General features: G+C 66.2%; 23 protein-coding genes, 1 tRNA gene and 3 pseudogenes. 13 read left to right on the forward strand and 14 right to left on the reverse strand.

All coding sequences use genetic code 11. From position 1 onward, the window contains the following. Positions 1 to 6 precede the first annotated feature (6 nt). The 4 genes from ADT71_RS21775 (at position 7) to virB11 (ending at position 4,303) form a co-directional block, all read left to right on the forward strand. On the forward strand, positions 7 to 1,137 hold the full coding sequence (locus tag ADT71_RS21775; RefSeq protein WP_231636095.1) for a type IV secretion system protein: 1,131 nt from the start codon (positions 7 to 9) through the stop codon (positions 1,135 to 1,137). Between the two features lie 142 nt (positions 1,138 to 1,279). After that, entirely contained in the window at positions 1,280 to 2,155 is an 876-nt protein-coding gene (locus ADT71_RS21780; RefSeq protein ID WP_054440223.1) for a TrbG/VirB9 family P-type conjugative transfer protein, read from the forward strand. Positions 2,156 to 2,158: 3 nt separating this feature from the next. Further along, positions 2,159 to 3,256: a TrbI/VirB10 family protein gene (locus ADT71_RS21785; RefSeq protein WP_054440225.1), complete on the forward strand. Its 1,098-nt coding sequence runs from the start codon at positions 2,159 to 2,161 to the stop codon at positions 3,254 to 3,256. Between the two features lie 6 nt (positions 3,257 to 3,262). Then, on the forward strand, positions 3,263 to 4,303 hold the full coding sequence (gene virB11 / locus ADT71_RS21790) for a P-type DNA transfer ATPase VirB11 (protein ID WP_054440227.1): 1,041 nt from the start codon (positions 3,263 to 3,265) through the stop codon (positions 4,301 to 4,303). Positions 4,304 to 4,337: 34 nt separating this feature from the next. Here the strand turns inward: virB11 and ADT71_RS30630 are convergent, their stop codons facing one another. Continuing rightward, positions 4,338 to 4,505 (reverse strand): DUF1674 domain-containing protein, encoded by a 168-nt coding sequence (locus tag ADT71_RS30630; protein WP_082370498.1) that lies wholly within the window; start codon positions 4,503 to 4,505, stop codon positions 4,338 to 4,340. Between the two features lie 54 nt (positions 4,506 to 4,559). Between ADT71_RS30630 and ADT71_RS21795 the strand changes: the two are divergent. Beyond that, positions 4,560 to 5,788: pseudogene (locus ADT71_RS21795) on the forward strand (RsmB/NOP family class I SAM-dependent RNA methyltransferase). An 88-nt stretch (positions 5,789 to 5,876) separates the two neighbouring features. Here the strand turns inward: ADT71_RS21795 and ADT71_RS21800 are convergent. Next, positions 5,877 to 6,953 (reverse strand): choice-of-anchor A family protein, encoded by a 1,077-nt coding sequence (locus tag ADT71_RS21800; RefSeq protein ID WP_054440229.1) that lies wholly within the window; start codon positions 6,951 to 6,953, stop codon positions 5,877 to 5,879. 195 nt (positions 6,954 to 7,148) lie between these two features. Then, a pseudogene (gene msrA, locus ADT71_RS21805) lies at positions 7,149 to 7,693 on the reverse strand (peptide-methionine (S)-S-oxide reductase MsrA). A 119-nt stretch (positions 7,694 to 7,812) separates the two neighbouring features. On the opposite strand from msrA, the gene ADT71_RS21810 reads away from it, so the two are divergent. The 4 genes and pseudogenes from ADT71_RS21810 (at position 7,813) to ADT71_RS21825 (ending at position 10,221) form a co-directional block, all read left to right on the forward strand. Beyond that, positions 7,813 to 8,673: a class I SAM-dependent methyltransferase gene (locus ADT71_RS21810; protein ID WP_054440231.1), complete on the forward strand. Its 861-nt coding sequence runs from the start codon at positions 7,813 to 7,815 to the stop codon at positions 8,671 to 8,673. A gap of 14 nt (positions 8,674 to 8,687) precedes the next feature. Next, a pseudogene (gene aguB, locus ADT71_RS21815) lies at positions 8,688 to 9,550 on the forward strand (N-carbamoylputrescine amidase). 45 nt (positions 9,551 to 9,595) lie between these two features. Next, on the forward strand, positions 9,596 to 10,105 hold the full coding sequence (folK, locus tag ADT71_RS21820) for a 2-amino-4-hydroxy-6-hydroxymethyldihydropteridine diphosphokinase (RefSeq protein ID WP_054440232.1): 510 nt from the start codon (positions 9,596 to 9,598) through the stop codon (positions 10,103 to 10,105). Positions 10,106 to 10,145: 40 nt separating this feature from the next. Continuing rightward, positions 10,146 to 10,221: transfer RNA gene (locus tag ADT71_RS21825), tRNA-Lys, on the forward strand. An 85-nt stretch (positions 10,222 to 10,306) separates the two neighbouring features. On the opposite strand, the gene ADT71_RS32350 is transcribed toward ADT71_RS21825, so the two are convergent. From ADT71_RS32350 to ADT71_RS21850, 7 genes are all read right to left on the reverse strand, one after another. Further along, the gene (locus tag ADT71_RS32350; RefSeq protein WP_197283100.1) at positions 10,307 to 10,672 is read right to left on the reverse strand and encodes an SPASM domain-containing protein; all 366 of its coding nucleotides are present in this window, start codon (positions 10,670 to 10,672) and stop codon (positions 10,307 to 10,309) included. A 98-nt stretch (positions 10,673 to 10,770) separates the two neighbouring features. Beyond that, positions 10,771 to 11,499: a radical SAM protein gene (locus ADT71_RS32355; RefSeq protein ID WP_197283106.1), complete on the reverse strand. Its 729-nt coding sequence runs from the start codon at positions 11,497 to 11,499 to the stop codon at positions 10,771 to 10,773. A gap of 97 nt (positions 11,500 to 11,596) precedes the next feature. Then, positions 11,597 to 12,340 carry a sulfatase-like hydrolase/transferase gene (locus ADT71_RS35125; RefSeq protein ID WP_255351677.1) on the reverse strand — a complete coding sequence of 248 codons (744 nt, stop codon included), beginning with the start codon at positions 12,338 to 12,340 and terminating at the stop codon, positions 11,597 to 11,599. Continuing rightward, positions 12,300 to 13,181 (reverse strand): sulfatase-like hydrolase/transferase, encoded by an 882-nt coding sequence (locus ADT71_RS21835; RefSeq protein ID WP_255351678.1) that lies wholly within the window; start codon positions 13,179 to 13,181, stop codon positions 12,300 to 12,302. Before ADT71_RS21835 ends, ADT71_RS35125 begins: the two co-directional genes overlap by 41 nt. Before the next feature lie 207 nt (positions 13,182 to 13,388). Beyond that, positions 13,389 to 13,946 carry a hypothetical protein gene (locus ADT71_RS21840; RefSeq protein ID WP_054440234.1) on the reverse strand — a complete coding sequence of 186 codons (558 nt, stop codon included), beginning with the start codon at positions 13,944 to 13,946 and terminating at the stop codon, positions 13,389 to 13,391. A gap of 168 nt (positions 13,947 to 14,114) precedes the next feature. Then, on the reverse strand, positions 14,115 to 14,390 hold the full coding sequence (locus ADT71_RS21845) for a hypothetical protein (RefSeq protein WP_054440236.1): 276 nt from the start codon (positions 14,388 to 14,390) through the stop codon (positions 14,115 to 14,117). Continuing rightward, entirely contained in the window at positions 14,333 to 15,352 is a 1,020-nt protein-coding gene (locus ADT71_RS21850) for a DMT family transporter (protein WP_082370491.1), read from the reverse strand. The genes ADT71_RS21845 and ADT71_RS21850 overlap by 58 nt, the downstream gene beginning before the upstream one ends. Positions 15,353 to 15,455: 103 nt before the next feature. Between ADT71_RS21850 and ADT71_RS21855 the strand changes: the two genes are divergently transcribed. Next, the gene (locus ADT71_RS21855; RefSeq protein WP_054440238.1) at positions 15,456 to 15,914 is read left to right on the forward strand and encodes an Lrp/AsnC family transcriptional regulator; all 459 of its coding nucleotides are present in this window, start codon (positions 15,456 to 15,458) and stop codon (positions 15,912 to 15,914) included. Between the two features lie 20 nt (positions 15,915 to 15,934). Here ADT71_RS21855 and ADT71_RS21860 read toward each other — a convergent pair whose 3' ends face one another. Beyond that, positions 15,935 to 16,342, reverse strand: coding sequence for a low affinity iron permease family protein (locus tag ADT71_RS21860; RefSeq protein ID WP_054440240.1), 408 nt, complete (start codon positions 16,340 to 16,342; stop codon positions 15,935 to 15,937). Positions 16,343 to 16,524: 182 nt separating this feature from the next. On the opposite strand from ADT71_RS21860, the gene ADT71_RS21865 reads away from it, so the two are divergent. Beyond that, positions 16,525 to 18,339 (forward strand): diguanylate cyclase, encoded by a 1,815-nt coding sequence (locus tag ADT71_RS21865; RefSeq protein WP_054440242.1) that lies wholly within the window; start codon positions 16,525 to 16,527, stop codon positions 18,337 to 18,339. Between the two features lie 27 nt (positions 18,340 to 18,366). On the opposite strand, the gene ADT71_RS21870 is transcribed toward ADT71_RS21865, so the two are convergent. Together ADT71_RS21870 and ADT71_RS21875 are read right to left on the reverse strand one after the other, a co-directional pair. Then, on the reverse strand, positions 18,367 to 19,494 hold the full coding sequence (locus tag ADT71_RS21870; protein WP_054440244.1) for an acyltransferase: 1,128 nt from the start codon (positions 19,492 to 19,494) through the stop codon (positions 18,367 to 18,369). A 7-nt stretch (positions 19,495 to 19,501) separates the two neighbouring features. Further along, entirely contained in the window at positions 19,502 to 20,542 is a 1,041-nt protein-coding gene (locus ADT71_RS21875; protein ID WP_054440246.1) for a sulfotransferase, read from the reverse strand. A gap of 346 nt (positions 20,543 to 20,888) precedes the next feature. Between ADT71_RS21875 and ADT71_RS21880 the strand changes: the two genes are divergently transcribed. Then, a complete protein-coding gene (locus ADT71_RS21880) occupies positions 20,889 to 21,902 on the forward strand; it encodes an SDR family NAD(P)-dependent oxidoreductase (RefSeq protein WP_279388376.1) in 1,014 nt (337 codons plus the stop codon). Then, positions 21,899 to 22,321, forward strand: a complete 423-nt coding sequence (locus tag ADT71_RS21885) for a GtrA family protein (protein ID WP_054440248.1) — start codon at positions 21,899 to 21,901, stop codon at positions 22,319 to 22,321. The genes ADT71_RS21880 and ADT71_RS21885 overlap by 4 nt, the downstream gene beginning before the upstream one ends. Here ADT71_RS21885 and ADT71_RS21890 read toward each other — a convergent pair. Further along, positions 22,275 to 23,255 carry a glycosyltransferase family 2 protein gene (locus ADT71_RS21890; RefSeq protein WP_054440250.1) on the reverse strand — a complete coding sequence of 327 codons (981 nt, stop codon included), beginning with the start codon at positions 23,253 to 23,255 and terminating at the stop codon, positions 22,275 to 22,277. The two genes, ADT71_RS21885 and ADT71_RS21890, sit on opposite strands and share 47 nt — an antisense overlap. Between the last annotated feature and the right edge of the window lies 1 nt (position 23,256).

Genomic DNA, 23,256 nt, shown 5'->3' on the forward strand with positions numbered 1-23,256 from the left:
CCGGCCATGAGCACCGCCTGCGAACAGCTCACCGAAGTCGCATCCGCCGGGGTCGCCCCGGCGCTGCGTGCGGTCGATTGCGTGGCCAACGAGATGGCCTCGGCCGCGTTCGGCCGCCTGTTCGGCGCCGAGGGGGCGATGGCCCCGGTGCTGACCATCCTGCTTACCCTCTACATCGCCTTCTTCGCGATCTCGCTGCTGACCGGTCGCTCCAGCCTCGGTATCTCGGCACTGACCCCGCGCATGTTGACGTTGGGCCTCGTGCTGACTTTCGCGACGAGCTGGATCGCCTATCAGGGCGTGGTCTGGAAGCTTGCGGTAGGCGGCCCGGACTGGATCGCGTCGCTGCTTATGGGCGCAAAGGGATCGGCCACGCAGATCTTCGGAGACCGGATCGACGTGGTGTTCAACGCCATTGCCGAAGCTTCGCAGAATGTAGGCCAGAATGCGGGCCAGAACGGCGGGGAAGCGGCACAGGGTGCAGCTCAGGGCGGCGCAGCGGCCAAGGCGGCCGGTGCCGCAGGGCTGTTCTCGCCCGATAGCGTGATGTGGATGGGCGCGCTCATGCTGCTGCTCGGCACCGTCGGCGTGCTGCTGACAGCGCGCATCGCGCTGGCCATCCTGCTCGCGCTCGGCCCGATCTTTGTCGTCATGGCGCTGTTCGGCGGCACGCGCGGACTTACCGCCGGCTGGCTGCGGGGTGTCGTGCTCACCGCGACGACGCCGCTCTTCGTCGTGCTTGGCGGCGGCATCACTCTGGAACTGCTGGTGCCGATCGTCTCGGCGCTGGTGCAGGGCGCGCAGCTCGGCGAGATCGACGGCCGTGCAGCCATGGCGCTGTTCGTGGTGGCGGCCGTCCATCTCGCGCTCATGGGCATGGTGCTCAAGATCGCCGGTACGCTGGTGTCCGGCTGGCAGGTATTCGGCCTCGCCAGCCCCGAACGCTCGCGCACAGGGCGCGACAACGTGGCGCCTCCCGCACCGGTTTCCGTCATCGGCGGGCAGGTCCAGCCCTTTGCTCCGACTGCCGGCCAGTCCCGCACGGCGCAGTCTCGGCGGCGAGCGCGGCGGCCATGGCGCCGGTTCCCGGACAGGACCAGGGAACGACAGCGCATTCAAGCGACCGGCGAACCGTGATAACGCAAGTCTCGGGCGGCGGAGTCGAGCCGCTGGGTTCGAGCAATGCATCGCGTGCGCGCGGGATCGGCAGCCGGTTCCGCCCGTCCAACGATGTGGCATCAAACAGCACTGGCCGCGCACCGGCCAAGGAGAAGTTCACATGATTCGCCCCAAGGCCCGCGCCCTGGCCGCGACCGCCGCCGTCCTTGCCATCATGCAGGCCGCTGCCGCACAGGCGGACGAGCGCCTCGTCGAACATGCCTTCACCGACAACGAAGTCGTGCGGATCGACGGGAAGACCGGCGTTCAGGCGACCATCGCCTTCGGCAGGAACGAGGCGATCGAGAATGTCGCGGTGGGCGATTCGCAGACCTGGCAGATCACGCCGAACAAGCGTGCCGATCTCCTGTTCGTGAAGCCGCTGGAAGCCAGCGCGCGCACCAACATGACGGTGGTGACCAATCGCCACACCTATTTCTTCGACCTCGTGGCCTCGCCCAAGGCGCGCGCGCTCTACATGCTGCGCTTCACGTACAAGGACGAACCGGCCGAAGCGGTGCCGGGCGCGGTTGGGGCACCGGCGATGGCCGGGCTCGATCCTGCCGAACAGGCGCTGGCGGCGGGCGATCCGGCCGCGACGCCGGTGGATGCCACCGCGCTCAACTTTGCGTGGAAGCGCACCGGCCTTGCCAAGCTCCAGCCCTCGCGGGTCTATGACGACGGCATTTCGACTTATCTGCTCTGGCCCGACAATACCGCCGTTCCCGCAATCCTCGTGAAGAACGAGAAGGGCGACGAAGGCCCGGTGAACTACGCGGTACGCGGGCAGACCATCGTCATCGCCGAAGTGCCGCGCCAGATCATCCTGCGTTCGGGCAAGGCCGTGGCCACTCTTGAAAACGCACGGTCGGAAGCGGCGCCCGGTATCTCCGCGCCGCCGGCAGCGGCGAGCGGGACGGCCGCCGTCGCCCAGGCCGCACCGGCAGCGGCCCCCACGGCCTCCACCACGATCGCCGCTTCATCGAACGGGAACTGACACATGGCGCCCAACTCCTTCCTGCGTGAGAAGCTCGATTCCACCGAGGCTGCCGACCCGCGCGACGGTGAAGGCGCACAGGTCATCGACCTTGCCAGCCGCAATGTCCTGCCGCAGGTCACGCAGCGGAAGAAGGCGGACGGCCTCGGCCTTGCCGCGGGCGTGCTGATCGTTGCCGCGCTGGGCGGCCTTACGCTGTGGTCGATGGATTCGGTGCGCAATTCGCCCGAAGGCCAGACCGCGCAGCCCGGCGCCGCCGCCGTTCCGCAGCCCGGCGTTCCCGCACCGGCAGTGCCCGCGCCCGCCGCAGTCCCCGCTCAGCCGGTCGAACCGGGTGCGCCGCTGGCGGCTCCGGCTCCGGCGCCCGTGCTTGCCGCAGACCCCGGCGCCAATCCCGCAGCCTCGGCCAATCCCTTCGCCAATCCCACGGTGGTGTTCGATGCAGGCGGCAATGCCGTGTCCATGCCGTCCGCCGGTCCGGGGGGAGAGGCCAAGGCGGGCAACGCCAATGACGATTTCGCCGCGCGCATCGGCGGCACCGGCAGCACCGCCGCTGCCGCGCGCACTTTCGACCCGACCACCACGGTCACGCAGGGCACGCTGATCCCGGCCGTGCTTGAAACCGCGATCGACACCGACGTGCCCGGTTACGTGCGCGCCATCGTCTCCGCCGACGTGCGCAGCTTCGACGGGAAGCGCACGCTGATCCCGCGTTCCTCGCGCCTGATCGGCCAGTACAAGAGCGGCCTGACGGCCGGCCAGAAGCGCGCCTATGTGATCTGGAGCCGCGTGATCCGGCCGGACGGCGTCTCGGTAAACCTTGGTTCGCCCGCCATTGCCTTCGGCGGTGAGACCGGCCTTCCCGGCAAGGTCAACAGCCACTTCTTCGAGCGGTTCGGCTCGGCCATGCTGCTCTCCGTCGTGGGCGGGCTTTCCACGCTGGCCACCAGCGGTTCGAGCGTGGTCGTCGGCGGCGGCCAGTCGGCGGCGGCGGCAGCGGTCCAGCAGAGCGGCAGCGTCGGCCCGACGATCCGGGTGCGGCAGGGGGAGCCGATTCGCGTCTTCACCGCCAAGGACCTGGATTTCAGTCAGGTTCAGTGAGGCGTTATGGCTGACGTTCTTTCCCTGCAAGGCGCCCCGTCCGGGGTGCTCCTGCCTGACGGCGAGCCTATGCAGGTCGCTGCGCGCTCGGTCTACCTCGATGCCTATCTGGCGCCGCTGCGCCCCTGGCTTGAGCGTGAGAGCGTAACGGAGATCCTCGTCAACCGGCCCGGCGAAATCTGGGTGGAAGACGCGGCGCTTGCGGGCATGCAGCGCATCGCCTTACCGGAAATGGACAATCGCCTGCTCCAGCGCCTGGCCGAGCAGGTCGCGCGGATCAGCCATCAGGGCATCAATCGCGAGCATCCGCTGCTCTCCGCCACGCTTCCTGCCCATGGCGGGCAGAGCGGCGCGCGCATCCAGCTCGTGGGTCCGCCTGCGACACGCGCCAACTGGGCCATGGCGATCCGCCGCCACCGCCTGCTCGAACTGCCGCTGGACGCCTACGATCGCGGCCCTATCACGCCGCCCGCCGAAGAGCCCACGCCAGATGCCATGGCCGAACCGATTGCCTTCCTGCGCGATGCGATCCGCCGCCGCCGTACGATCCTGATCTCAGGCGGTACTTCTACGGGCAAAACCACGTTCCTCAACGCCATGCTTTCGGAAATCCCGCAGCAGGAGCGCGTGGTTCTGGTGGAAGACACCGCCGAACTGCGGCTGCCTGGCGCCAACGGGGTAGGGCTGATCGCGGTGAAGGGCGAACTGGGAGAGGCCAAGGTCTCCGCTAACGATCTTCTTCAGGCCGCCTTGCGCCTGCGCCCCGATCGCATCGTGCTGGGCGAACTGCGCGGCACCGAGACAGTCTCGTTCCTGCGCGCCATCAATACCGGGCACCCCGGCTCATTCTCGACCGTGCACGCCAATACGCCGCGCGGCGCTCTTGAGCAGATCGCGCTGATGTCGATGCAGACCGGAATCGGCCTGACCCGCGCCGAGACGCTGGAATATGCCGCTTCGGTGATCGATATCGTCGTCCAGCTCGATCGCCAGGACGGCAAGCGCGGCATCAGCCAGATCGCCGAAACCGCTACGCTGGTCGGCTAGGGGGTTTTCGTCATCCGCCTGCAGGCGGCGGGGGTCAGAAGTCCACGGCGATCCCGTTGCGCACCCAGTCGCCGTAGCGGGTCGGCGAAATGCCGTCCGGATCGGGCTCGGCCTTCTGCTCGGCCGGTTTCGGGGCGGGCTCGTTCGTCCAGTGGGTGGGCTTCGCGAAGCCTTCGGGACGTTGGGTGGCGCGCTGTGTCATGAAGCTCATGTGGTGGAGGTAGCGCGAAAACGCAATCCGCTATAGGGGCTGCACATGGACATTCCCGGCCTTCCCGCGCGCGTGCCGCGCTCAACCTTATCGATGCCGTGCTGCGGCGGGGCGAAACGCTCGACCAGGCGGGCGGCTCCGCGCTGGCCCGCGTGGGCGGAGACGCTGACCGGGCGCTTGCCCGCGCCATTGCCGGCGAGGTGCTGCGCTGGCGCACCGACCTTGACGAACTGATCGACAGCGCCACCCGCCTGCCGCTCGCGCCCGACGCGAAGGCGCGCGCGGTGCTCCAGATCATGCTCGCGCAGGTACTGCGGCTGGAGACGCCCGGCCACGCGGTGATCGCCACCGGCCTGCCGCTGTTGATGGGCGGTCCGCGCCGGCTCGCGCACGGCGTGTTCTCGACCGTCACCAAGGGCGGTGCGCAGCTTCCCGATGTGCCGACCCTGCCCGAGGACGTCGCGGGCCGCTGGGGCGTGCGCGCCGAGGCGATCGCGGCGGGGCTGGCCGAGCCGCCGCCGCTGGACCTGGCGCTGCGTCATCCCGAACAGACCGCCGAATGGTCCGAGCGCCTGGGCGGAACCTCGCTGATGCCCGGCCACGTCCGCCTTGCGCGCGGTACGGCGGTGGAGCACCTCGAAGGATTCCGCGACGGCGCCTGGTGGGTGCAGGATCTCGCCGCGAGCCTGCCGGCGCGTCTGCTGGGCGCGGGTGAAGGAAAGCGGGTGCTCGATCTGTGCGCCGCGCCGGGCGGCAAGACGCTGCAACTGGCGGCGGCGGGCTGGCAGGTCACCGCGCTCGACAATTCCAAGCGCCGCCTCGAGCGCCTGCGCGACAACCTGAAGCGCATCGGCCTCGAAGCCGAAGTGGTGCAGGCCGATGTGCTGACGTGGGAGCCGGAAGAAGCGTTCGATGCGATCCTGCTCGATGCGCCCTGCACGGCAACCGGCACCGCGCGCCGCCATCCCGACGTGCTCCACCGCATTGGCGAGCGCCAGATCGAGGACATGACCGCGCTTCAGGAGAAGATGTTGGAACGCGCTTCGGGCTGGCTCAAGCCGGGCGGGCGTCTGGTCTATGCGGTCTGCTCGATGGAGCCGGAAGAGGGCGAGGAACAGGCCGAGAAGGTCTCGCTCACCGGGGTTCCGGTCACGGCCTCCGAATTGCCCGAAGGACTCGTACCCACGGCCGAGGGCTGGGTGCGGACCGATCCGGGGATGCTGGCGGAGGTCGGCGGGCTTGACGGGTTCTTCGTTGGCCGCTGGCAGAAATAAGCACGGGAAGTTCCGGGGGATGATCCCCCGGAACTTCGCCATATCGATATTGGCGCGCCGCTATCCGCGGCGCGCAGGCTTCATGGTTTCAGGCCGCGACGGCGCGGCGGCGGCGCCAGAACACCAGCGCTCCGAGACCCAGCGCGAACAGGCCGACCATGCCCGGCTCCGGCACGTCGGTGCTGCCGCCCGAAGTGCTGCCGCCAGAACTGGTCGAGGTGCCCGGATCGCCGCCCGGCGTGTACCCGCCGGTATAGGTGCCCACGTGCATCTCGCCGTTCTGCACGAGATTGCCGAACACGGCCGAGCCCTGGATGTAGTTCGAGGTCGTCGCATTGGCGCCCGGCGCGAGAACCGAGCCGCCCCATGCCGTGGCCAGCGAAAGATCGTCGGCCTCGTAGAAGTTCCAGACGACATGTTCGCCGAGGTTGGCGGTGCCGCCGAGGAAGTTGTCGTCCAGCTTGATCGACGTGCCCGAAACGTTGACGATCGCCGTGTCGGCGCCGTTGAGGTTGAACTTGATCTCGCCGATCTTGTCGAGGTCGGCGGCGGAGATGTTGAACACGGCCACGCCGTTGGCATCGGGCTGGGCGTTGAACGTGCCGGTATTGCCGCTGATCGAGAGCTGGCTGTTGGCCGTCTCGGTGCTCATCGAGTGGCTGAGTCCCTCCATCGAGGTTTCGATGAGGCTCTTCTGCTGGGTGAGGTTCTGGGCGAACTGCGGGTCGCTGGAGGCGAGGCCCGAGGTCACGGTGTTGTTGTTGACGTTGGTGTTGCTGATCGTGCCGCCCACCAGCACCGTCTGTGCCGCGCCGTTGAGGTTGAGCCCGCTGTTGACGTTGCCGCCGACAACCGCGCCGGAGCCGTTGTTGAGGTTCTTGTAGCCGCCGTTGACGTCGCCCACCACCGTCAGCCCCGGCGTGCCGGTGCTGGAGGCGGGCAGGGCGGTGATCTGGTAGTTCGAGGCATTGCCGTCGAGATTGCCGCCTACGAAGGTCCGGCCCTCCACTTCCGACGAGGACGTGAGATCGCCCAGCACCACGAGGTTCCAGGTCTTCAGCACGTCGATCCCGGCGATCATGCCCGAGGAGGCAAGCACGGGGCTGGCCGCGAAGGCGACGGCGGCAACAGCAACGGAAAGTGACAGCTTGCGGAGACGGGACATGTGCGGGACTCGCCAGAATAACGGAGCAATGAGCGAGCTAAGTACTTGTCCCTTGTGTTTTGGATACTGCCCGTTTCGCCGTGTCTCATGGTGAGACACGGCGAAGAGTCATCCCTTACGAACAGTTAACGCGGGCGATGTCTCGCCTTGTCCCATCCGAGGGAAGGGCCGGGCAGGGCCGCGCCGCGCTTCAGGTCAGGCCTTGACCTTGTTCTGGAAGCTCTTGCGCAGCTTCATCAGCTTGGGCGGGATGACCGCGAGGCAATAGGGGTTCCGCTGGCCTTCACCGTCCCAGTATTCCTGGTGGTAGTCTTCGGCCGGATACCATTCGTCGTTCTGCCTGCCATCGGCGAATCCTTCGATCGTGGTCACGACCTTGCCGCCGTTGTCCTCGTTCGAACGGGCGATGGCGGCTTCGGCTCGGCAGCCTGCGCATCGTCGAGCGGGAAGATCGCCGAGCGGTACTGCGTGCCCACGTCGTTGCCCTGGCGGTTGAGCTGCGTCGGGTCATGGGTGCCCATGAACACGTCGAGCAGATCGCCATAGGACAGGACCGAAGGGTCGTAGTTCACGCGGATCGCTTCGGCATGGCCAGTGTCGCCGCCGCAGACCTGCTTGTAGGTCGGGCTCGGCACTGTGCCGCCGATATAGCCGCTTTCCACGGAGTCCACGCCGATGACGTCGCGGAACACCGCTTCGGTGCACCAGAAGCACCCGCCTGCCACGATTGCCGTTTCCATGTCTGATTCAATTCCTCAAATGCGCGAAGTTTGTCGCTAGATAGGTACACTTGGATGGGTTGTCATTGGGCGGCCGGAAACTAGGTTCATTCGCGACCAGAGTTCCACGGGAGAATCACATGCGCCGCGCCCTGATCGCCCTTTCCTCGTTCCTCGGCGTTATCGCCATGCCCACCGCGGCCATGGCTGCCGAGGAGAATACCGAAGCGGAAGCCTGCAAGGGCTGCGAGGCGCTGCTCGAACTGGCCGCCTCCAGCCCCTCGCGCAAGGAAGACCGCGTGCGCGACAAGTATCGCCACCCGGTGGAGACATTGAGCTTCTTCCGCGTCGCGCCGACCATGAAGGTGGGCGAATATGCGCCGGGCGGGGAATGGTACTCGCGCCTGCTCGGGCTTTACCTCGGCCAGCAGGGCCATCTCGTCGGACTCTACTTCAATCCCGATGCTCCGGCCTTCAAGCCCGAGACGAAGGAGGGCATCCGCAAGGGCGCGGCGGGCTATCCGGCCGATGTCGCCAAGTTCACCGGTATCCCGGCCGACAGGTTCGCCGCCTATACGCTCGGCGCGATCCCCGAAGGCGAGAAGGGCACGTTCGACGTCATCATCGTGCCGCGCATGATGCATAACCTGCTGCGCTGGAACATCGCCGGCAGCGAGTTCGCGGCGATGCGCGACCTGCTCAAGCCCGGCGGGCTGGTCGGCGTTGAACAGCACCGCGCTCGTCCCGATGCTCCGGCCAACTATGCCGACGGCTCGAAGGGCTACTTGCGCGAGGCCGACGTGGTCCGCTTCATGAAGGACAACGGCTTCGATCTGGTCGCCCGGTCCGAGATCAGCGCCAACCCCAAGGACACCGCCAACTGGCCGGACGGCGTCTGGACCCTGCCGCCCACCCTGGCGCTCAAGGACAAGGACCGCGAGAAGTATCAGGCGATCGGCGAGAGCGACCGGATGACCCTTCTGTTCCGCAAGCGGGACTGATAAGGGCGCGCCTTATGACCGAGATTACCGTTGCCGCGCTCCAGTTGGCGCTCAATTCCGCCGACGAGGGCGAAAACATCGCTGCCGTCTCCACGCTGGTCGAGGAAGCCGCTGCAAAGGGTGCGCAGATCGTGCTGCCGCCCGAACTGTTCTCCGGCCCCTATTTCTGCAAGGTGGAGGAAGAGGAACTCTTCGTCCTGGCGCGCCCGACCGAGCAGCATCCCTCGGTGATCGCGATGAAGGCGCTGGCGAAGGCGCTGAAGATCGTCATTCCCACCAGTTTCTTCGAGCGCGACGGCCACCACTACTACAATACGCTCGCCATGATCGGCACTGACGGCGAGATCATCGGCACCTATCGGAAGAGCCACATTCCCGACGGCCCCGGCTACGAGGAAAAGTACTACTTCCGCCCCGGCAACGACGGGTTCAAGGTCTGGGACGTGCTCGGCACCAAAGTTGGTGTGGGCGTCTGCTGGGACCAGTGGTACCCCGAATGCGCGCGGGTGATGGCGCTGATGGGGGCGGAACTGCTGTTCTATCCCACCGCCATCGGCTCGGAGCCTTACGATGCCACGCTCGACACCAGCCGCATGTGGCGCCGCGCCATGATCGGCCACTCGGTATCGAACTGCATGCCGGTGATCGCCGCCAACCGCATCGGCGTCGAATCGGAATGCGGTACCGAGCAGACCTTCTACGGGCACTCGTTCATCACCGACGAATGGGGTGATTACCTCGCCGAGTTCGGCAAGGAAGAGACCGGCGTGCTGGTTTCCACGCTCGATCTCGCGCGTGCGGCCAGGCACGCGCGGGCATGGGCTTCTTCCGCGATCGCCGCCCGCAGCTTTATACGCGCATCGCGCAGGATATCTGATACAAGTCCCGACAGTTACGGCATAATCGGGGGAGGGCAGCGGCCTTGGCCAAGCATCAGTATCTCGTCGCGCTGGGTTCCAACATGCGCCACCATCGCCACGGCGGGCCTCGCAAGGTGCTCGCCGCGGCGCTCTCGGCGCTGGGCCGGGGCAAGATGGAAGTGCTCGCCGCCTCCCCGGTGATCGAGACCGCGCCGCTCGGCCCCTCGCGCCGCCGCTACGCCAACGGCGTTGCGCTGGTGCGCAGCAAGCGGGAGCCTGACGAGATGCTGCACAAATTGCGTAAAATCGAGCACAAGTTCGGCCGCCGCCGCCTCGGCCGGGCCTGGGGGGCGCGCGTGCTGGACCTTGATCTCGTGCTCTGGAACGGCGGCCCCTGGGCGGGCGGAGAGGGCGAGGAAAGCCTTGTCCTGCCTCACCCCGCCTTCCGCGCGCGTGATTTTGTGCTCGGCCCGGCCCGGCGAATTGCCGGCACCTGGCGTGACCCTTTGACAGGTCTTACGATTAATCAGCTTCATGCCCGCTTGACCAAGCCTCGCCCTGCCCTTAGGTGACCCCTTCCGCAGCCGCTTCGCGTGCTGCGCCCGGTAACGGGGGCCCTTAGCTCAGTCGGTAGAGCAACTGACTTTTAATCAGTAGGTCGCTGGTTCGAACCCAGCAGGGCTCACCATCTTTTTCATCCATTTTCACGAGGTGCGGTGGGTTGCCTGCGGGCTTTCCGCTGGGCGTTGTCGTGGCTCAGCAGATTACCCGGCCTAGGTTCTTCCCAAGGACTGCACGATGCGCACGAGGTCGGGGCCTATGTGGTCGTAGAAGGCGTAAAGGCCCGAGCAGAGGTAGTTGAGCCCCGGTTCGCCGCTGCGTGTGCGGAGAAGGCGGTTCTTGGGGCATTCGCCGTAGCATAGCCGCAGATATTCGCAGCTGCGGCATTTGCCGGGCAGACTGGCGCTCTTGTTGCGGGCGAACTGTTCCTGCCGGGGCGAAAAGGCGAGGTTGCCGAGGTGGGTCTGGTTGATGTTGCCGATGCGGTACTCGGGATAGACGAAGTGGTCGCACGAGAACACTTCGCCGTCATGCTCCACCGCCAGCGCCTTGCCGCAGAACTCGGCCTGGGTACACATTTGCGCCGGCATTCCCGCCGCCTGGGCCACTGCGGTTTCGAACAGGTTGACGTGGACGCGGCCGATATCGGTCGCGAACCATTCGTCCCATACGGCGCTCAGGAAGCGGCCATAGTCGTCGGGATCGACCGACCAGTCCGTGACGATCGAATCGGCAGCACCGGCCGGGCGCGCGCGGTGCCTTCCACAGGCGGTTCCGCGAGCAGGGCGGGCGCTTCGCTGCGAAAGCGGCGCGGTTCCACGGCTGGAGTGAATTGCACGCGCCAGGTGCCAATCTCGTCGACGAGGAAGCGATAGACATCGCGCGGGTGCAGCGCGTTCTCGCGATTGACGACGCACAGGGCCGCGAAGGGAATGTCGGCCTCGCGCAGCATCGTGGCAGCCGCCATGACGAGATCGAACGTCGGCTTGCCGTTCTTGGTGACGCGGAACCGGTCATGAAGGTGCTTCGGACCGTCGATCGACAGCCCGACGTGGAAACCGTTGGCCTTGAGGAAGCTGATCCACTTGGCATCGAGCAGCAGGCCGTTCGTCTGAAGGTCGTTTTCGATCCGCTGGCCGGGCTTGCGGTACTTGTGCTGGAGCGCGACGACCTCCTCGAAGAAGGCGAGCCCCATGAGCGTGGGCTCGCCGCCCTGCCACGAGAAGACGACCTCCTCGCCCGTTTGCGCCTCGATATACTGGCGGACGTGCTGCTCGAGCGCGGCGCTGTTCATGCGCGCGCGCGGGCGGTGGTCTAGCAAGTCGGTCTTGTGGAGGTAGAAGCAATAGGCACAGTCGATGTTGCACTCCGCCCCCCCCCGGCTTGACCATGGCGTGGAAGCGATAGGTCGATCCGGGGATCAGGGCGTTACGATCAAGCGTCGGATTGTTCATTGCAGCATTACAGACCCGGCGCCTCCATGCGCGTTGATGGCTTGCCGTTCAATTCGAGACGGTCTGGAGCTTTTCCGTCATCTTCGAAAGATTGAACGAAGGGGCGATCTGCAGCGGCGGATGTTCGGTCAGTGACTTTATATGGGCTGCTAGCAGATCCTGGATCGGCCCCATGAGCCACTGCTTGCGTTCGTTTCCATAAGTCAGATCAGTGACCGTATCGAACGTTTCGTACGGATCGAAGTGAATGTTCATGACCATCGGGAACTTGAGTTCCTTCCAGGCATCGAAGAACCCTTCCGAAGTCGCGAAGTGCATCTTCCACTGGTTCAGGCGGACGGCCCTGATCTCATTCCCTTCGTAGTAGATGTAATTGTTGCGGTTGGAATGGTCCGACTTGCCTTCCCACCAGTCGAGGTTGTTCACCCCGTCGATCACCTGGTTCTTTTCCTTCAGGACGCGCCCGACGGGGTCCTGGATGCCGGCGGCGGCGGCAAGCGTGGTGAAGACATCCATGTTGGCCTGGATGCCCTGCTTCACCTGGCCGGCGGGGATGTGGCCCGGCCACCAGGCGATGAACGGCACGCGGACGCCGCCTTCGTAAGTGGTCATCTTCTCACCCCGGAAAGGGGTGGTGCCACCGTAAGTGCGGGCGTTATGCGAGGGGCCGTTGTCGGTGGACCAGATGACGATGGTGTTTTCCAGCGCACCCATCGCTCTCAGCTTTTCGAGCATCGCGCCGACCTGCATGTCATGCTCGATCATGCCCGATCCGTAGATGTCGTCGGACATGGTGGCATCCTGCGCCAGATATTGGTTCTGGTCGGTAAGATGCTGGGTGCATCCTGCTGGGATTGAGCCAGACGAACCAGGGCTTGCCCGAATCCTTTGCGCGTTTCACGAAATCGAGGCTGGCATCGATGAAGTTCTGGTCGATGTTTTTCATGCGCTCGATCGTAAGCGCGCCGGTATCCTGGATCTTCTGCTTGCCGACCTTGCCGAAGCGCGGGTCGACGGTCTGGTCATCGGTGCCGGTGGCCCAACTGTGAAGCACGCCGCGGGGGCCGTACCTGGTCTTGAAGGCAGCGTCCTTGGGATAATCCCGCTGTTCGGGCGTTTCCTCGGCGTTCAGGTGGTAGAGGTTGCCGTAGAATTCGTCGAATCCGTGGACCGTGGGCAGGGAGGACTTGCTGTCGCCGAGGCGATTCTTGCCGAATTGCCCGGTGGCGTAGCCCTGTTCCTTCAGCAATTCGGCCAGGGTGGGCGATCCGGCCTTCAGCCCGAGCGGCGATCCCGGAAGCCCGACCGAGGTCATGCCGGAGCGGATAGGATATTGCCCCGTAATCAGCAATGCGCGGCCGGCGGTGGAGGATGGCTGGCTGTAATGTTCGGTGAACATTGCCCCTTCCCTCGCCAGCCGGTCGATATTGGGCGTGGTATAGCCCATCACGCCGTTGCCGTAGACGCTGACGTTCGACCAGCCGACATCGTCGGGGTAGATGATGAGGATATTGGGGTGGCCGGCATCGCCGCCGCCCGACTGGGCATGTGCCATAGGGGCGGCTGCCGCGACCAGCGCGAGCGCCAGTGCTGCGCGTCCGATGCCTCTGCGGAAGTCGGCGAATTGCTTCATCGCGTAATGCCCTGTTGCTTGAGCCTGAGCGCTGTCCGGCGAACCTGCCCCACCGGCTGCGCTCATCTCCAACCCATTAAGATTGCAATGATTTTGTCCGGGGCGGGCTGTCAGCTATCGGGGAAAGCCCCGAGCCCGGTGCGCATTTTGCCTGAGTTCCCGCGGTTCTCCCTCAGGGGAGTGGCGCGGCGGCGGCCGGTGCCGTGTTCAGGGCCTCAGAAGGCGCAGGGCCATGTGCCGGAGGATGCGGTCCGGTCCGGGCTTTTCGCCGACTACGAAGTACCAGCATTGGCCGTGCGGTTCCGAGCCGGGGTCAGGCGGGACGATCGCCAGTCCCACCACCGGGGAAGGGGGCAGGATGACGCTGAGCCCGTCCGGGGCCATCCGAAATCCGCTGAAGGCCATGAAAGCGCGGATCTCATCGGCAAAGCGGCAGGATTCGGGGTCTCCCGCCATGCCCGCCACCGCCCAGGGCCCGGTCTTGTCGAGCTCGGCCAGCATCCGCAGCTTGAGCAGGCGGGCGACCGGCGCGTCGAGGCGGCGTTCGGGCGTGGCGCTGCGCAACAGGCGGGCGAACGGGCCGGTGCGCCGGGGGCTCCGGCCTGCACCTCGCCCCGATCCCCAGACGAACAGCCATAGAACCGATGCGGTGCCAAAGAGGATGGCGCCCGCGACCGTCAGGGCGCGATCATGGCCGGCGATCCCCGCCGCCGCCATCACCGGACCGATGGCCAGCGAGCCGAGGATCGAGGCGATTCGGCGCATCAGGCGCGCGTGTGAGCGGTAAAGGTCCGGGACATAAAGGGAATTTACCGAGGAGCGGGGTGCCGCTCAATTCGGACTGGAGCCGGATCGACGGAAATCCCGCTTCCGCCGCCTATTCGTCGTTCCATTGCCTCTCGCGTCGGCAACTCCCACCGGAAGGCGGGCCTGTCAGGACTTGCTGAGCGCCTCGATCTGTTCGTCGGTCAGGTTTTCGCTGAAGGCCGGGGACAGCTTGCGTTCGAGGCGGCGGCACATGTCGGAATGGGCGATCAGGGCCCGGGCGGTTTCGCGCAGCGTCGCGTAATCGAGCGGGGTGTCGCCGGAGATCCGGTCGCGCACGTCGCGTTCGGCGATGCCGAGATGACGGGCCAGCGCGCGCTGGCCGCCTACTGCGTCGACGGCCTGGGAGAAAATGGCGAGCTGGATATCGGGGGCTTGCGGCATGATGCAGTGACGAATGCGCGCAATCGCACCCGCACACAAGCCGTGGGGCCGGGATCAGCCCTCTCTACCGACAGCTTCGCATCATCATCGCCATCGGGGCGCGCGGTCAGCGTGGTGCCGATGGTGGCGCCGACGATGGCGGCGATCCCGATCCACTTGGCGAAAGGCAGCATTTCGCCCAGCAGCAGCGCGCCCGCCAGCGCGCCTACGGCCGGTTCGCCGCTGGTCAGCACGCCGAAGCTCTTGGTCGGCAGGCGGCGCAGCGCGAACATTTCCAGCGAATAGGGGATCGCGCTGGAAAAGATCGCAACCACCAGCGCGACGGCAAGGACATGCGGCTGGAGCAAGGTCGCGCCTGCCTGCGCCACGCCGAACGGCAGGGCGACCAGGGCGGCGATGGTCATGCCGTAGGCCGGTGCGGCCGCGCCCAGCGCCTCGCCCGCGCGCTTGCCCATCAGGATGTAGGCACCCCAGAACACGCCAGCGCCGAGCGCCAGCAGCACGCCGACCGGATCGACCGCATCGCGCGAGAAATCGAGGGGCAGGAGCAGGCAGAGACCCGCTGCCGCCAGCGCGATCCACGCCAGATCGACCCGTCGGCGCGAGGCGAAAGTGGCCACTGCGAGCGGGCCGGTGAACTCGGTGGCGAGCGCGATGCCGAGGGGAATGCGCTGGATCGCGAAGTAGAACAGCATGTTCATGCAGCCCAGCGCCACGCCGTAAGGCAGGGCCGCGCGCAGGATCGTCCGGTCGAACGGCAGGCGCCAGACGCGGAACACGCAGCACAGAATCACGGCGGCGAGCGAAAGGCGCAGCGCCGTCGTTCCGGCGGGGCCGATCAGCGGGAACAGCGTCTTGGCCACCGAGGCGCCCCAGCAGATCGAGACCATCGCCGTCGCCACCGCGGCAAGCGGTGCGAAGTCGCTGGACGAAGATCTGGCGGCGAGACGGCGGACGACCATGGAAATCCCTTGATGGCAAAGTGGCGGGATTTTTATCGTCGAGGCGCGATAAATGCGGTCTATGATGCGGGTTCGGCAATAATCTTTATCGGAGTTCCCGCAAATGCCCGATGCGTTCGATCTGCGCATCCTCACCGAGCTTCAGCGCGATGCGCGAATCTCCATGCCCGAACTGTCGGAGGCGGTCGGGCTTTCGGCTCCGGCCTGCTACCGGCGGGTGCGGGCGCTGCGGGAGCAGGGGGCGATCGAGCGGGAGATGGCGCTGGTATCGCCGCGGACGATGGGATGGCTGGTCAAGATGATCGTGCTGGTCTCGCTCGATACCGACAAGGTGCGCGTGGTGGACGACCTGGTGGCCCGGCTGCGGCAGGCGCGCGAGGTGATCGATGTCTGGTACGTCACCGGGGACCATGACCTCGTGCTCCAGGTGGTCGCGCAGGACATGGAGCATTACGACGGTTTCGCCCGGCGCGTGCTGCACGGGGAGGAGCATGTGAAGGCGTTCAAGACGCTGGTGGTGATGCAGCATCCCAAGCGTTCGGCGCCGCTTCCGCCGGCCTGAGCCCGCTTGCTCACGCCGCCTCAATAACGGCTGAGCAACCTTTCGACGCTGGCATGGGCCTTGTGCCCATCCTTGCACTCACCGGTCTGCTCTTCCAGCATCCTTCGCAGGCTTTCGATTTCCTCCACGCTGAGGTGTTCGATGCCGATGAAATCGTCCCGCGCTGTTTCGACCGCGCGCAGGAGTTCGTCGAGCTTGGCCTGGAAGGCGGCGGCGTCGCGGTTCTGGCTGTTCTGGATGAGGAAGACCATGAGGAAGGTGACGATGGTGGTGCCGGTATTGATGACCAGCTGCCAGGTGTCGGACCATTTGAAGACCGGGCCGGAAAAGGCCCAGACAACCACGATCAGCAGCGCGATGATGAAAGTCTGCGCCTTGCCCGCGGCTCCGGCGACGGCGTTGGCGAAAGCGGTGAAAGTCTTGCGCATGGAGGGCTCCTGCGGTGTTCTTCATCGAAACGCCCGGACGGGAGCCGATGTTCCGCCTCCGGACCGGAGCTATCCTCGGGGAACTCTCACGGAAATCTTGCTTTACGGACTGGCAAGTTCGTCCGCTTAGGATCATCACGGAGCAGAACCGGCGGAGCAGCCGGGTGGGGCGGGATCATGGCATGCGCATAGCGACGATAACCAACTGGGCTTATGGGGCGACGGTATGCCTCACCATCGCCGCCGGTATCGCGATGGTCCTGGCGTCCAACGCCGACCGGGTGGAGCGCGAGGCCGTGATCCAGCGCGACCGGTTCGACGCGCTCGCCTTCGAGGTGGAAAGCGACGAGGCCCAGCTGACCGACCAGGCACGGCTCTTTGCGGTAACCGGCAACCCCAGCCACGAGATCGTCTACAATCACGCCCTCGCGGCGCTCGGCCCGGTCGAGCAGCGTGTCGCCCGGCTCAAGGACAATGGCGCGAAGGAGGAGGAACTGCGCTCTCTGGCCGAAGGGCTGCGCTGGGCCGAAACCCTGCAGGACGAACAGAAGGCCGCCATTGCCGCCATGAAGACGGGCGACGATGCCACCGCCCGGCGGATCGTGTTCGGCGCGGAGTACGAACGCGAGCTGGAACGCGTCCACTTCCTGCTCGGCCGCTTCCGCTACATGCTCGACCAGCGATCCGACCGCACGATCGAGGATGCCAGCATGGCCTCGCAGCGGCTGCGCACGGTGTCCGAGGTCATGGTGGGCGTGACCGCGCTGCTGTTTCTCTTCGTGCTGGGCTTCGTGCTCAAGCGCCGTATCCTCAAACCGGTCACCACCCTGAGCGACGTGGTGAACCGCCTGGCCGATCAGGACTATGCGGTAGAGCCGCCCCAGCTTTCCCAGATCGACGAGATCGGCGACATGGCTCACGCCATCCGCATCTTCCGCGAGAACGGCATAGAGCGCCAGCGGCTGGAACGGGAGCGCGACGCGGACTGGCATGTGCGCGACCTGCTGTCCCGCATGACCCAGCGCCTCCAGGGCTGCGAATCCGTGGCGGACCTGTTCGAGGTGGTGCGCCTTTTCGCGCCGAAGATCGCACCGAACCTTGCCGGGCGGCTCTACACACTCGACGACCGGCTGGGCATGATGGCCTGCGCGTCCGAGTGGCAATCGCCCCACGGCAGCGACGCCGCCTTCACCCCGGACGATTGCTGGGCGCTGCGGCGCGGGCAGGCGCACATGCCGGGCGGGGATATCGTGGACGTGCCGTGCAAGCACGTCACGCCCGATGCGGCCTCGGCGACGGTATGTGTGCCGCTGACCGCGCAGGGCGAGACGATCGGGCTGCTGGTGCTGGAGAACCTGGCCGAGACGCACGGGCCGGGAGAGAACATCCAGGCTTATATCGAGCTGATGTCGGAGACGGTGGGGCTGGCGCTCGCCAATCTCAAGCTGCGGGATGCCTTGCACGAAAAGGCGCTGTTCGACGCTCTCACCGGGCTGCGCAACCGCCACGAGCTGGCCGACACCCTGCGCCGCCACGTTGCCCAGGCCGATGCCGCCCGGACGCAGCTCAGCTGCCTGATGGTGGACATCGACCATTTCAAGCTGCTCAACGACCGTTATGGCCACGATGCCGGAGACCTGACGATCCGTTCGGTGGCGGGCGTGCTGGACAATGCCGTGCGCGAGGAAGGCGTGGCCTTCCGCTACGGCGGCGAGGAGTTCCTGCTACTGCTCCCCGGTTTCGACGAGGAGCGCGCGCTGGAGCGGGCACGGCTGATCCAGGAGCGTATAGCGGGGATGACGCTCGTCCATGACGGCGCATCGCTCGGCCGGGTGACTGTCTCGATGGGGCTGGCCACTTATCCTGCGCATGTGCCCGCCCATGCGCTGATCGCCAAGGCGGATGCGGCCCTGCTGCGGGCGAAGGAGGAAGGCCGGGATCGCGTGGTTGCCGCGGTCGATCGCCGCGATCCGGGGCAGGCCGTTCCGGCGGGCTGACCGGCCACCTTCTCCGGCCCGCCGCGCTCAGCGGTGGAACACCCTTTCGTGGAAGAACCAGCGGTAGGGATAGCGCTCCAGCGCGCGGTAGACGAAATGGGTGAAGATCAGCGTCAACGGGATCGCCGCGGCCAGGAACAGCGCCAGCGACAGCGGCCAGTTCGGCCCGAACCACCCCATGTGGACGAAGAGCTGCCGGGTGGCGAAATAGGTATAGGGATGGGCGAGGTAGAGGCTGTAGCTCACCGTGCCGAGGTAGAAGATCGAGGGACGATCCAGCAGGCGCGAGGTCAGGCTGCCGGGCGCGATCGCCATGTAGAAGTAGGCGGCGGTGAACAGGAATGTGCCGTAGGCGAGCGGATTGCCGACATCCCTGAGGCCGAAGTCGTAGTGCTGCACCGATCCGAACACCAGGCATCCGGCGAAGGCGATGATCTCGAACAGCGGGCGCCAGGCGCGGGGCAGGTGGATATGCCGGTCGTCCAGCAGGCGCACGCCGATCCCGGCCAGGAAGAACGCCATGGCCGGGAAACGGCTCACCAGCCATGCCGAACACAGGACCAGCAGCACCGTCATGACCCGGTCCCGCCGCCGGATCGCGGCATGCACGGTAAGGCAGGCCATGGCATAGAACAGCACTTCGTAGCTCAGGCTCCAGGCGTTCGGGGTGAGCTGCTCGGTATGGGTCAGCAGGTTCACCATGAACAGGGCGGGAATGATCGTGCCGATCCTGTTCAGGTCGGGAAAGGCGTTGCTGGCGGCGTTGACCGCGATGAACAGGAGCGAGAAGGCGAGGAACAGCGGATAGAGCCGGAAGAACCGCCGCAGCGCGAACTCGCGCGGGGTGTAGCGCATCACGCTGGGCAGGATCACGTAACCGCTGATGACGAAGAACAGCCACACGCCCCAGCGCCCGAAATTCCAGGGCGCGGTCGTCGCGGCCAGATAACCGGGATCGGCGGAATAGACGTTCTCGCCGACCCCGCCGAGCACATGGGCAAGGAACACCATGAACGCGGCCACGCCGCGCAGGCCGTGGACGGTGGGATTGAAGTTCGCCCCGGCCTTCGTGCCGGGCGCCGTGCCGGTGGTGCGGTCCGGTTCGCCGGCGGCCGTGCGGTTCAGCGGCGGGGCAATGGCGGAAGCGTCGGTCATGGCCGTGTCATGCCGGCCGGGAGGCCCGCGCCGGGATCGCTGCGCGCGCTCTCGCCTTGCCGCCTAGGGCGATCGCGGGCAGGTCCTGCTGGGGCTGTGCAGGTGCGGGCAGGCAATAGCCGAAGCGGCGCAGGTCGTAGCCGGTCATGCGCTGCAACTGCTGGTTGCTCTCGGCATAGCGTTCGCCCACGGCCAGTTCGATCTGGCGCATCAGCCGCCGCCGCAGCGGCCCCTCGAGCATGCGGGTGAACGCGAAGAGGGGGCGCAGCTTGCGGTAGTTGCGATCGAACGGCGGGAACAGCAGCGGGGCATTCGGGGCAAGCTGGTTGCGGTTGAACAGGGCGTTGAGCGGCCGGCGCAGGATCTGCATCAGCATCGGCATCCCCTCGTTCGCGGGCTCCCCGAAGATGTCGAGGGGAACGAGCGAGGGGTTCTGTTCACAGAACTGGGATATCTCCCGCGCCACCCGGCCGGGATCGGTCCGCAGCGCCTCGTACGGCAGGACCAGCACGCTTTCCGGCCCGAACAGGCGGCGATAGTACTCGATGCACTGGATGTAGGCGAACGTGCGGAAGTCGAATTCCGGCTTGCGGTACAGGGTCCATTGCAGGGGCGTGGCCAGGCGGTTGAAAGACAGCGAGCCGCCGTCGCTGATGTACTGGAGATAGTACGAGAAGATCATCGAGCGCTGTTCGCGGATGAAAACCAGGATGCGCGCGTCGGGCAGGCATTCCTTCAGGCGATCCGCGATCAGCGGTGCATCGAAGCCGGCCGAGCCGGGATAGCCGGACAGCCTTTCGTGAGAGACAACCAGCGTATTGCCGCGCCGCTGCGCCTCGCGGGCGCGGCGGCGGTAGCTTTCGATCCGGTCGGGCGAGGGGCCGTCGAACGCACCCTGCTTCACGAAGTCGAGCTGGACGTGGTGGCGATCGTTCTCCAGCCGCTCGAAACCGAGGTCCGGACGGGCGAACAGCGCGTTCTGGAGCAGCGTGGAGGCCGTCTTGTGGAATCCGATATGGACAAGTGGTCTTGTACCCGATTCCTGCACGTCGCGCTCCCTGCTTGCTCCGCGGAAATGCCGGAAAAACGGACTGATGGCGGAGTGACCCTTTTATCTGGTCCCGGGGCGATCCTGCCGGACAACACCCTGAACACTAACGAAAGAACATGGCGCGCGGGGATGGGTCAATTGCCATGAATCGCCTGCGGCTCCCCCGAAAGTCTAGGTTATGACGTAGGTTTGCACGGCGCGGCAGGCGGTTAAGCCGGACGGACCTTGCGGCACCCCCGAATGACCGCGCGGTTCATGCTTACGGGTGATTGCCGAGCACCCTGCGGATGCCCACCCTCGCGGCGGACAAGGCCACATCCGGCCCGCGCACGAGGATCAGCCCTTGAACTCCATCGCTTCTGCCCAAAGTCCGATCCTGGTAACCGGGGCCGCCGGCTTCATCGGCCACGCCACCGCGCATCGCCTGCTCGAACGCGGGGAACAGGTGATCGGGCTGGATGTGATGAACGATTATTACGACCCGGCGCTCAAGGAAGCCCGGCTGGCCTCGTTCGAGGGGATGGCCGGCTTCGAATTCCACCGGATCGACGTGGCCGACGCGGCGGCGGTGGCTGCGCTCGTGCGGGGGCGGGGGGTGCGCCGGGTGGTCCATCTCGCCGCGCAGGCCGGGGTGCGCTACAGTATCGAGAACCCCTTCGCCTACCAGCACTCCAACCTGGCCGGTCATCTCTCGGTGCTGGAGGCCTGCCGCCATGCTCCCGGCTTCGAGCATCTCGTCTATGCTTCCTCCAGCTCGGTCTACGGCGACCGTCCGCTGGCAGGGGCAGGCTTTTCCGAGGATGATCCGGCCGTGGCGCCCGTCTCGCTCTACGCCGCCACCAAGCGTTCGTGCGAACTGATGAGCGAGGCCTATGCCAGCCTTTACGCCCTGCCGCAGACCGGGCTGCGCTTCTTCACCGTCTACGGGCCGTGGGGAAGGCCCGACATGGCCTACTTCGGCTTCACCCGGAAGATCCTGGCCGGGGAGCCGATCGAGGTCTACGGCGAAGGCCGCATGGCGCGAGACTTCACCTATATCGACGATATCGTCGACGGCATTCTTGGCGCCCTCGACAATGATGCCGCGGGGCACCGCGTGCTCAACATCGGCGACAGCCGCCCGGTCGGGCTGATGGACATGATCGAGGCGCTCGAAACCGCGCTCGGCCGGAAGGCGGAGAAAGTGATGCGGCCGATGCAGCCGGGAGACGTGACCGCGACCTTCGCCGACGTGAGCAAGCTCCACGCGATCTGCGGCTATCATCCCCGCGTCATGCTGGAAGAGGGGCTGCAGCGCTTCGCCGACTGGTACCGGGAATTCCATGCGGTGGAGCCCGCCGGGACCGAGGCCCGATGATCCGTTCCGCCTGGGGCCGGGAAGCGGCTACGGCCGCGCGGTTCGTGCTGGTCGGCGCGGCGAACACCGCCATCGGCTATGGCCTGATTCTGGGCTGGCTTCATGCGGGGCTGGGAGACTATGCCGCCAATCTTGCCGGTTTCGCGATGGGGTTGCCGATCTCCTACGCCTTGCACCGCCACCTGACCTTCCGCGCCCGCCACCGCGCCACCGCTGCCGAGGGGCTGCGCTATGCAGCGGCCTTTCTGGTGTCCTATGCCGCCAATCTCGCAGTGGTGGCGATGGGCCGCGCCGCGGGCTTCGAACGCAGCGCGCTGGTGCAGGGACTGGCGATCTGCGTCTACGCGGGCGCGCTCTTCGTGCTGACCCGCCTCACGGTCTTTCGCGCGCGACCAGAGAGATCACTTCGGGAAAGTTGAGCCGTTCCTCCACGATCGGCTTGGTGCCGCGCTTGGCCTGCAGGAACAGCCGCCCGACATATTCGCCCAGGATGCCCATGAAGATCGCATTGATCGAGATCGACATGAGCAGCAGGATCGTGGTCGTGGCGAAACCCGCCGGCCAGGCCTGCCCCAGCAGCACCCGCCCGACCAGATAGGTGAACGTCAGCAGCAGGCTGAGCACGCCGATGACGATGCCCGAGATCGAGGCGATCCGCAGCGGCATCAGCGAATGGTTGAGCACGCCGTCCACCGCCAGCGAGATCATCGACTTGAGCGGGAACTTGCTTTCGCCGGCCACCCGGTCGCCCCGGTCGTATTCGAGCCCGACCTGCGAGAAGCCCATCGCGCTGATGAGCCCGCGCAAGTAGGGCGAGGCATCGTCCACCTTCTGGAGTTCCACGAGGATGCGGCGGTCGACGAGACGGAATTCCCCGGCGTTCACGGGCAGGTCGTCGTCGCTGATCCACGAGATGAAGTGGTAGAAGGCCCGCCGCAGCGTGGCCACCATGAAGCCGTCCGCCAGCGTGCGCCGGATACCGTAGACCACCTGATGCCCGACCCGCCATAGCTTCAGCATCTCGGGGATCAGTTCGGGCGGGTCCTGCAGGTCGCAGTCGAGCTGGATCGAACAGGCGCCTGCCGCGGCCTTGTAGGCGCAGAGCAGGGAGCGCTGGTAGCCGTAATTGCGCGAGAAGCGGATGACCTTGAGCGCGGAATCGCGGCGGGCCAGTTCTTCCAGCAGTTCGAAAGTGCGGTCGCTCGAATGGTTGTCGGTGACGATAATCTCGTACTGGTATTCGGGCAGCTTCTCGAACGTGCGCACGATCGCCTCGTAGCAGCGCACGACGTTGAGTTCCTCGTTGAAGGCGGGAACAAGAATGGAAACCAGTGTCTTCGCTTCGCTGCTCACC

The organism is Novosphingobium sp. ST904, assembly GCF_001298105.1.
GTDB lineage: Bacteria > Pseudomonadota > Alphaproteobacteria > Sphingomonadales > Sphingomonadaceae > Novosphingobium.

Excerpts from the sequence above, each read along its gene's own strand:
- ADT71_RS21775 (WP_231636095.1), top strand. The coding sequence starts at position 7 with ATGAGCACCGCCTGCGAACAGCTCACCGAAGTCGCATCCGCCGGGGTC.
- ADT71_RS21780 (WP_054440223.1), top strand. The coding sequence starts at position 1,280 with ATGATTCGCCCCAAGGCCCGCGCCCTGGCCGCGACCGCCGCCGTCCTT.
- ADT71_RS21785 (WP_054440225.1), top strand. The coding sequence starts at position 2,159 with ATGGCGCCCAACTCCTTCCTGCGTGAGAAGCTCGATTCCACCGAGGCT.
- virB11 (WP_054440227.1), top strand. The coding sequence starts at position 3,263 with ATGGCTGACGTTCTTTCCCTGCAAGGCGCCCCGTCCGGGGTGCTCCTG.
- ADT71_RS30630 (WP_082370498.1), bottom strand. The coding sequence starts at position 4,505 with ATGACACAGCGCGCCACCCAACGTCCCGAAGGCTTCGCGAAGCCCACC.
- ADT71_RS21800 (WP_054440229.1), bottom strand. The coding sequence starts at position 6,953 with ATGTCCCGTCTCCGCAAGCTGTCACTTTCCGTTGCTGTTGCCGCCGTC.
- ADT71_RS21810 (WP_054440231.1), top strand. The coding sequence starts at position 7,813 with ATGCGCCGCGCCCTGATCGCCCTTTCCTCGTTCCTCGGCGTTATCGCC.
- ADT71_RS32350 (WP_197283100.1), bottom strand. The coding sequence starts at position 10,672 with ATGTGTACCCAGGCCGAGTTCTGCGGCAAGGCGCTGGCGGTGGAGCAT.
- ADT71_RS35125 (WP_255351677.1), bottom strand. The coding sequence starts at position 12,340 with ATGTCCGACGACATCTACGGATCGGGCATGATCGAGCATGACATGCAG.
- ADT71_RS21835 (WP_255351678.1), bottom strand. The coding sequence starts at position 13,181 with ATGAAGCAATTCGCCGACTTCCGCAGAGGCATCGGACGCGCAGCACTG.
- ADT71_RS21840 (WP_054440234.1), bottom strand. The coding sequence starts at position 13,946 with ATGCGCCGAATCGCCTCGATCCTCGGCTCGCTGGCCATCGGTCCGGTG.
- ADT71_RS21845 (WP_054440236.1), bottom strand. The coding sequence starts at position 14,390 with ATGCCGCAAGCCCCCGATATCCAGCTCGCCATTTTCTCCCAGGCCGTC.
- ADT71_RS21850 (WP_082370491.1), bottom strand. The coding sequence starts at position 15,352 with ATGGTCGTCCGCCGTCTCGCCGCCAGATCTTCGTCCAGCGACTTCGCA.
- ADT71_RS21855 (WP_054440238.1), top strand. The coding sequence starts at position 15,456 with ATGCCCGATGCGTTCGATCTGCGCATCCTCACCGAGCTTCAGCGCGAT.
- ADT71_RS21860 (WP_054440240.1), bottom strand. The coding sequence starts at position 16,342 with ATGCGCAAGACTTTCACCGCTTTCGCCAACGCCGTCGCCGGAGCCGCG.
- ADT71_RS21865 (WP_054440242.1), top strand. The coding sequence starts at position 16,525 with ATGCGCATAGCGACGATAACCAACTGGGCTTATGGGGCGACGGTATGC.
- ADT71_RS21870 (WP_054440244.1), bottom strand. The coding sequence starts at position 19,494 with ATGACCGACGCTTCCGCCATTGCCCCGCCGCTGAACCGCACGGCCGCC.
- ADT71_RS21885 (WP_054440248.1), top strand. The coding sequence starts at position 21,899 with ATGATCCGTTCCGCCTGGGGCCGGGAAGCGGCTACGGCCGCGCGGTTC.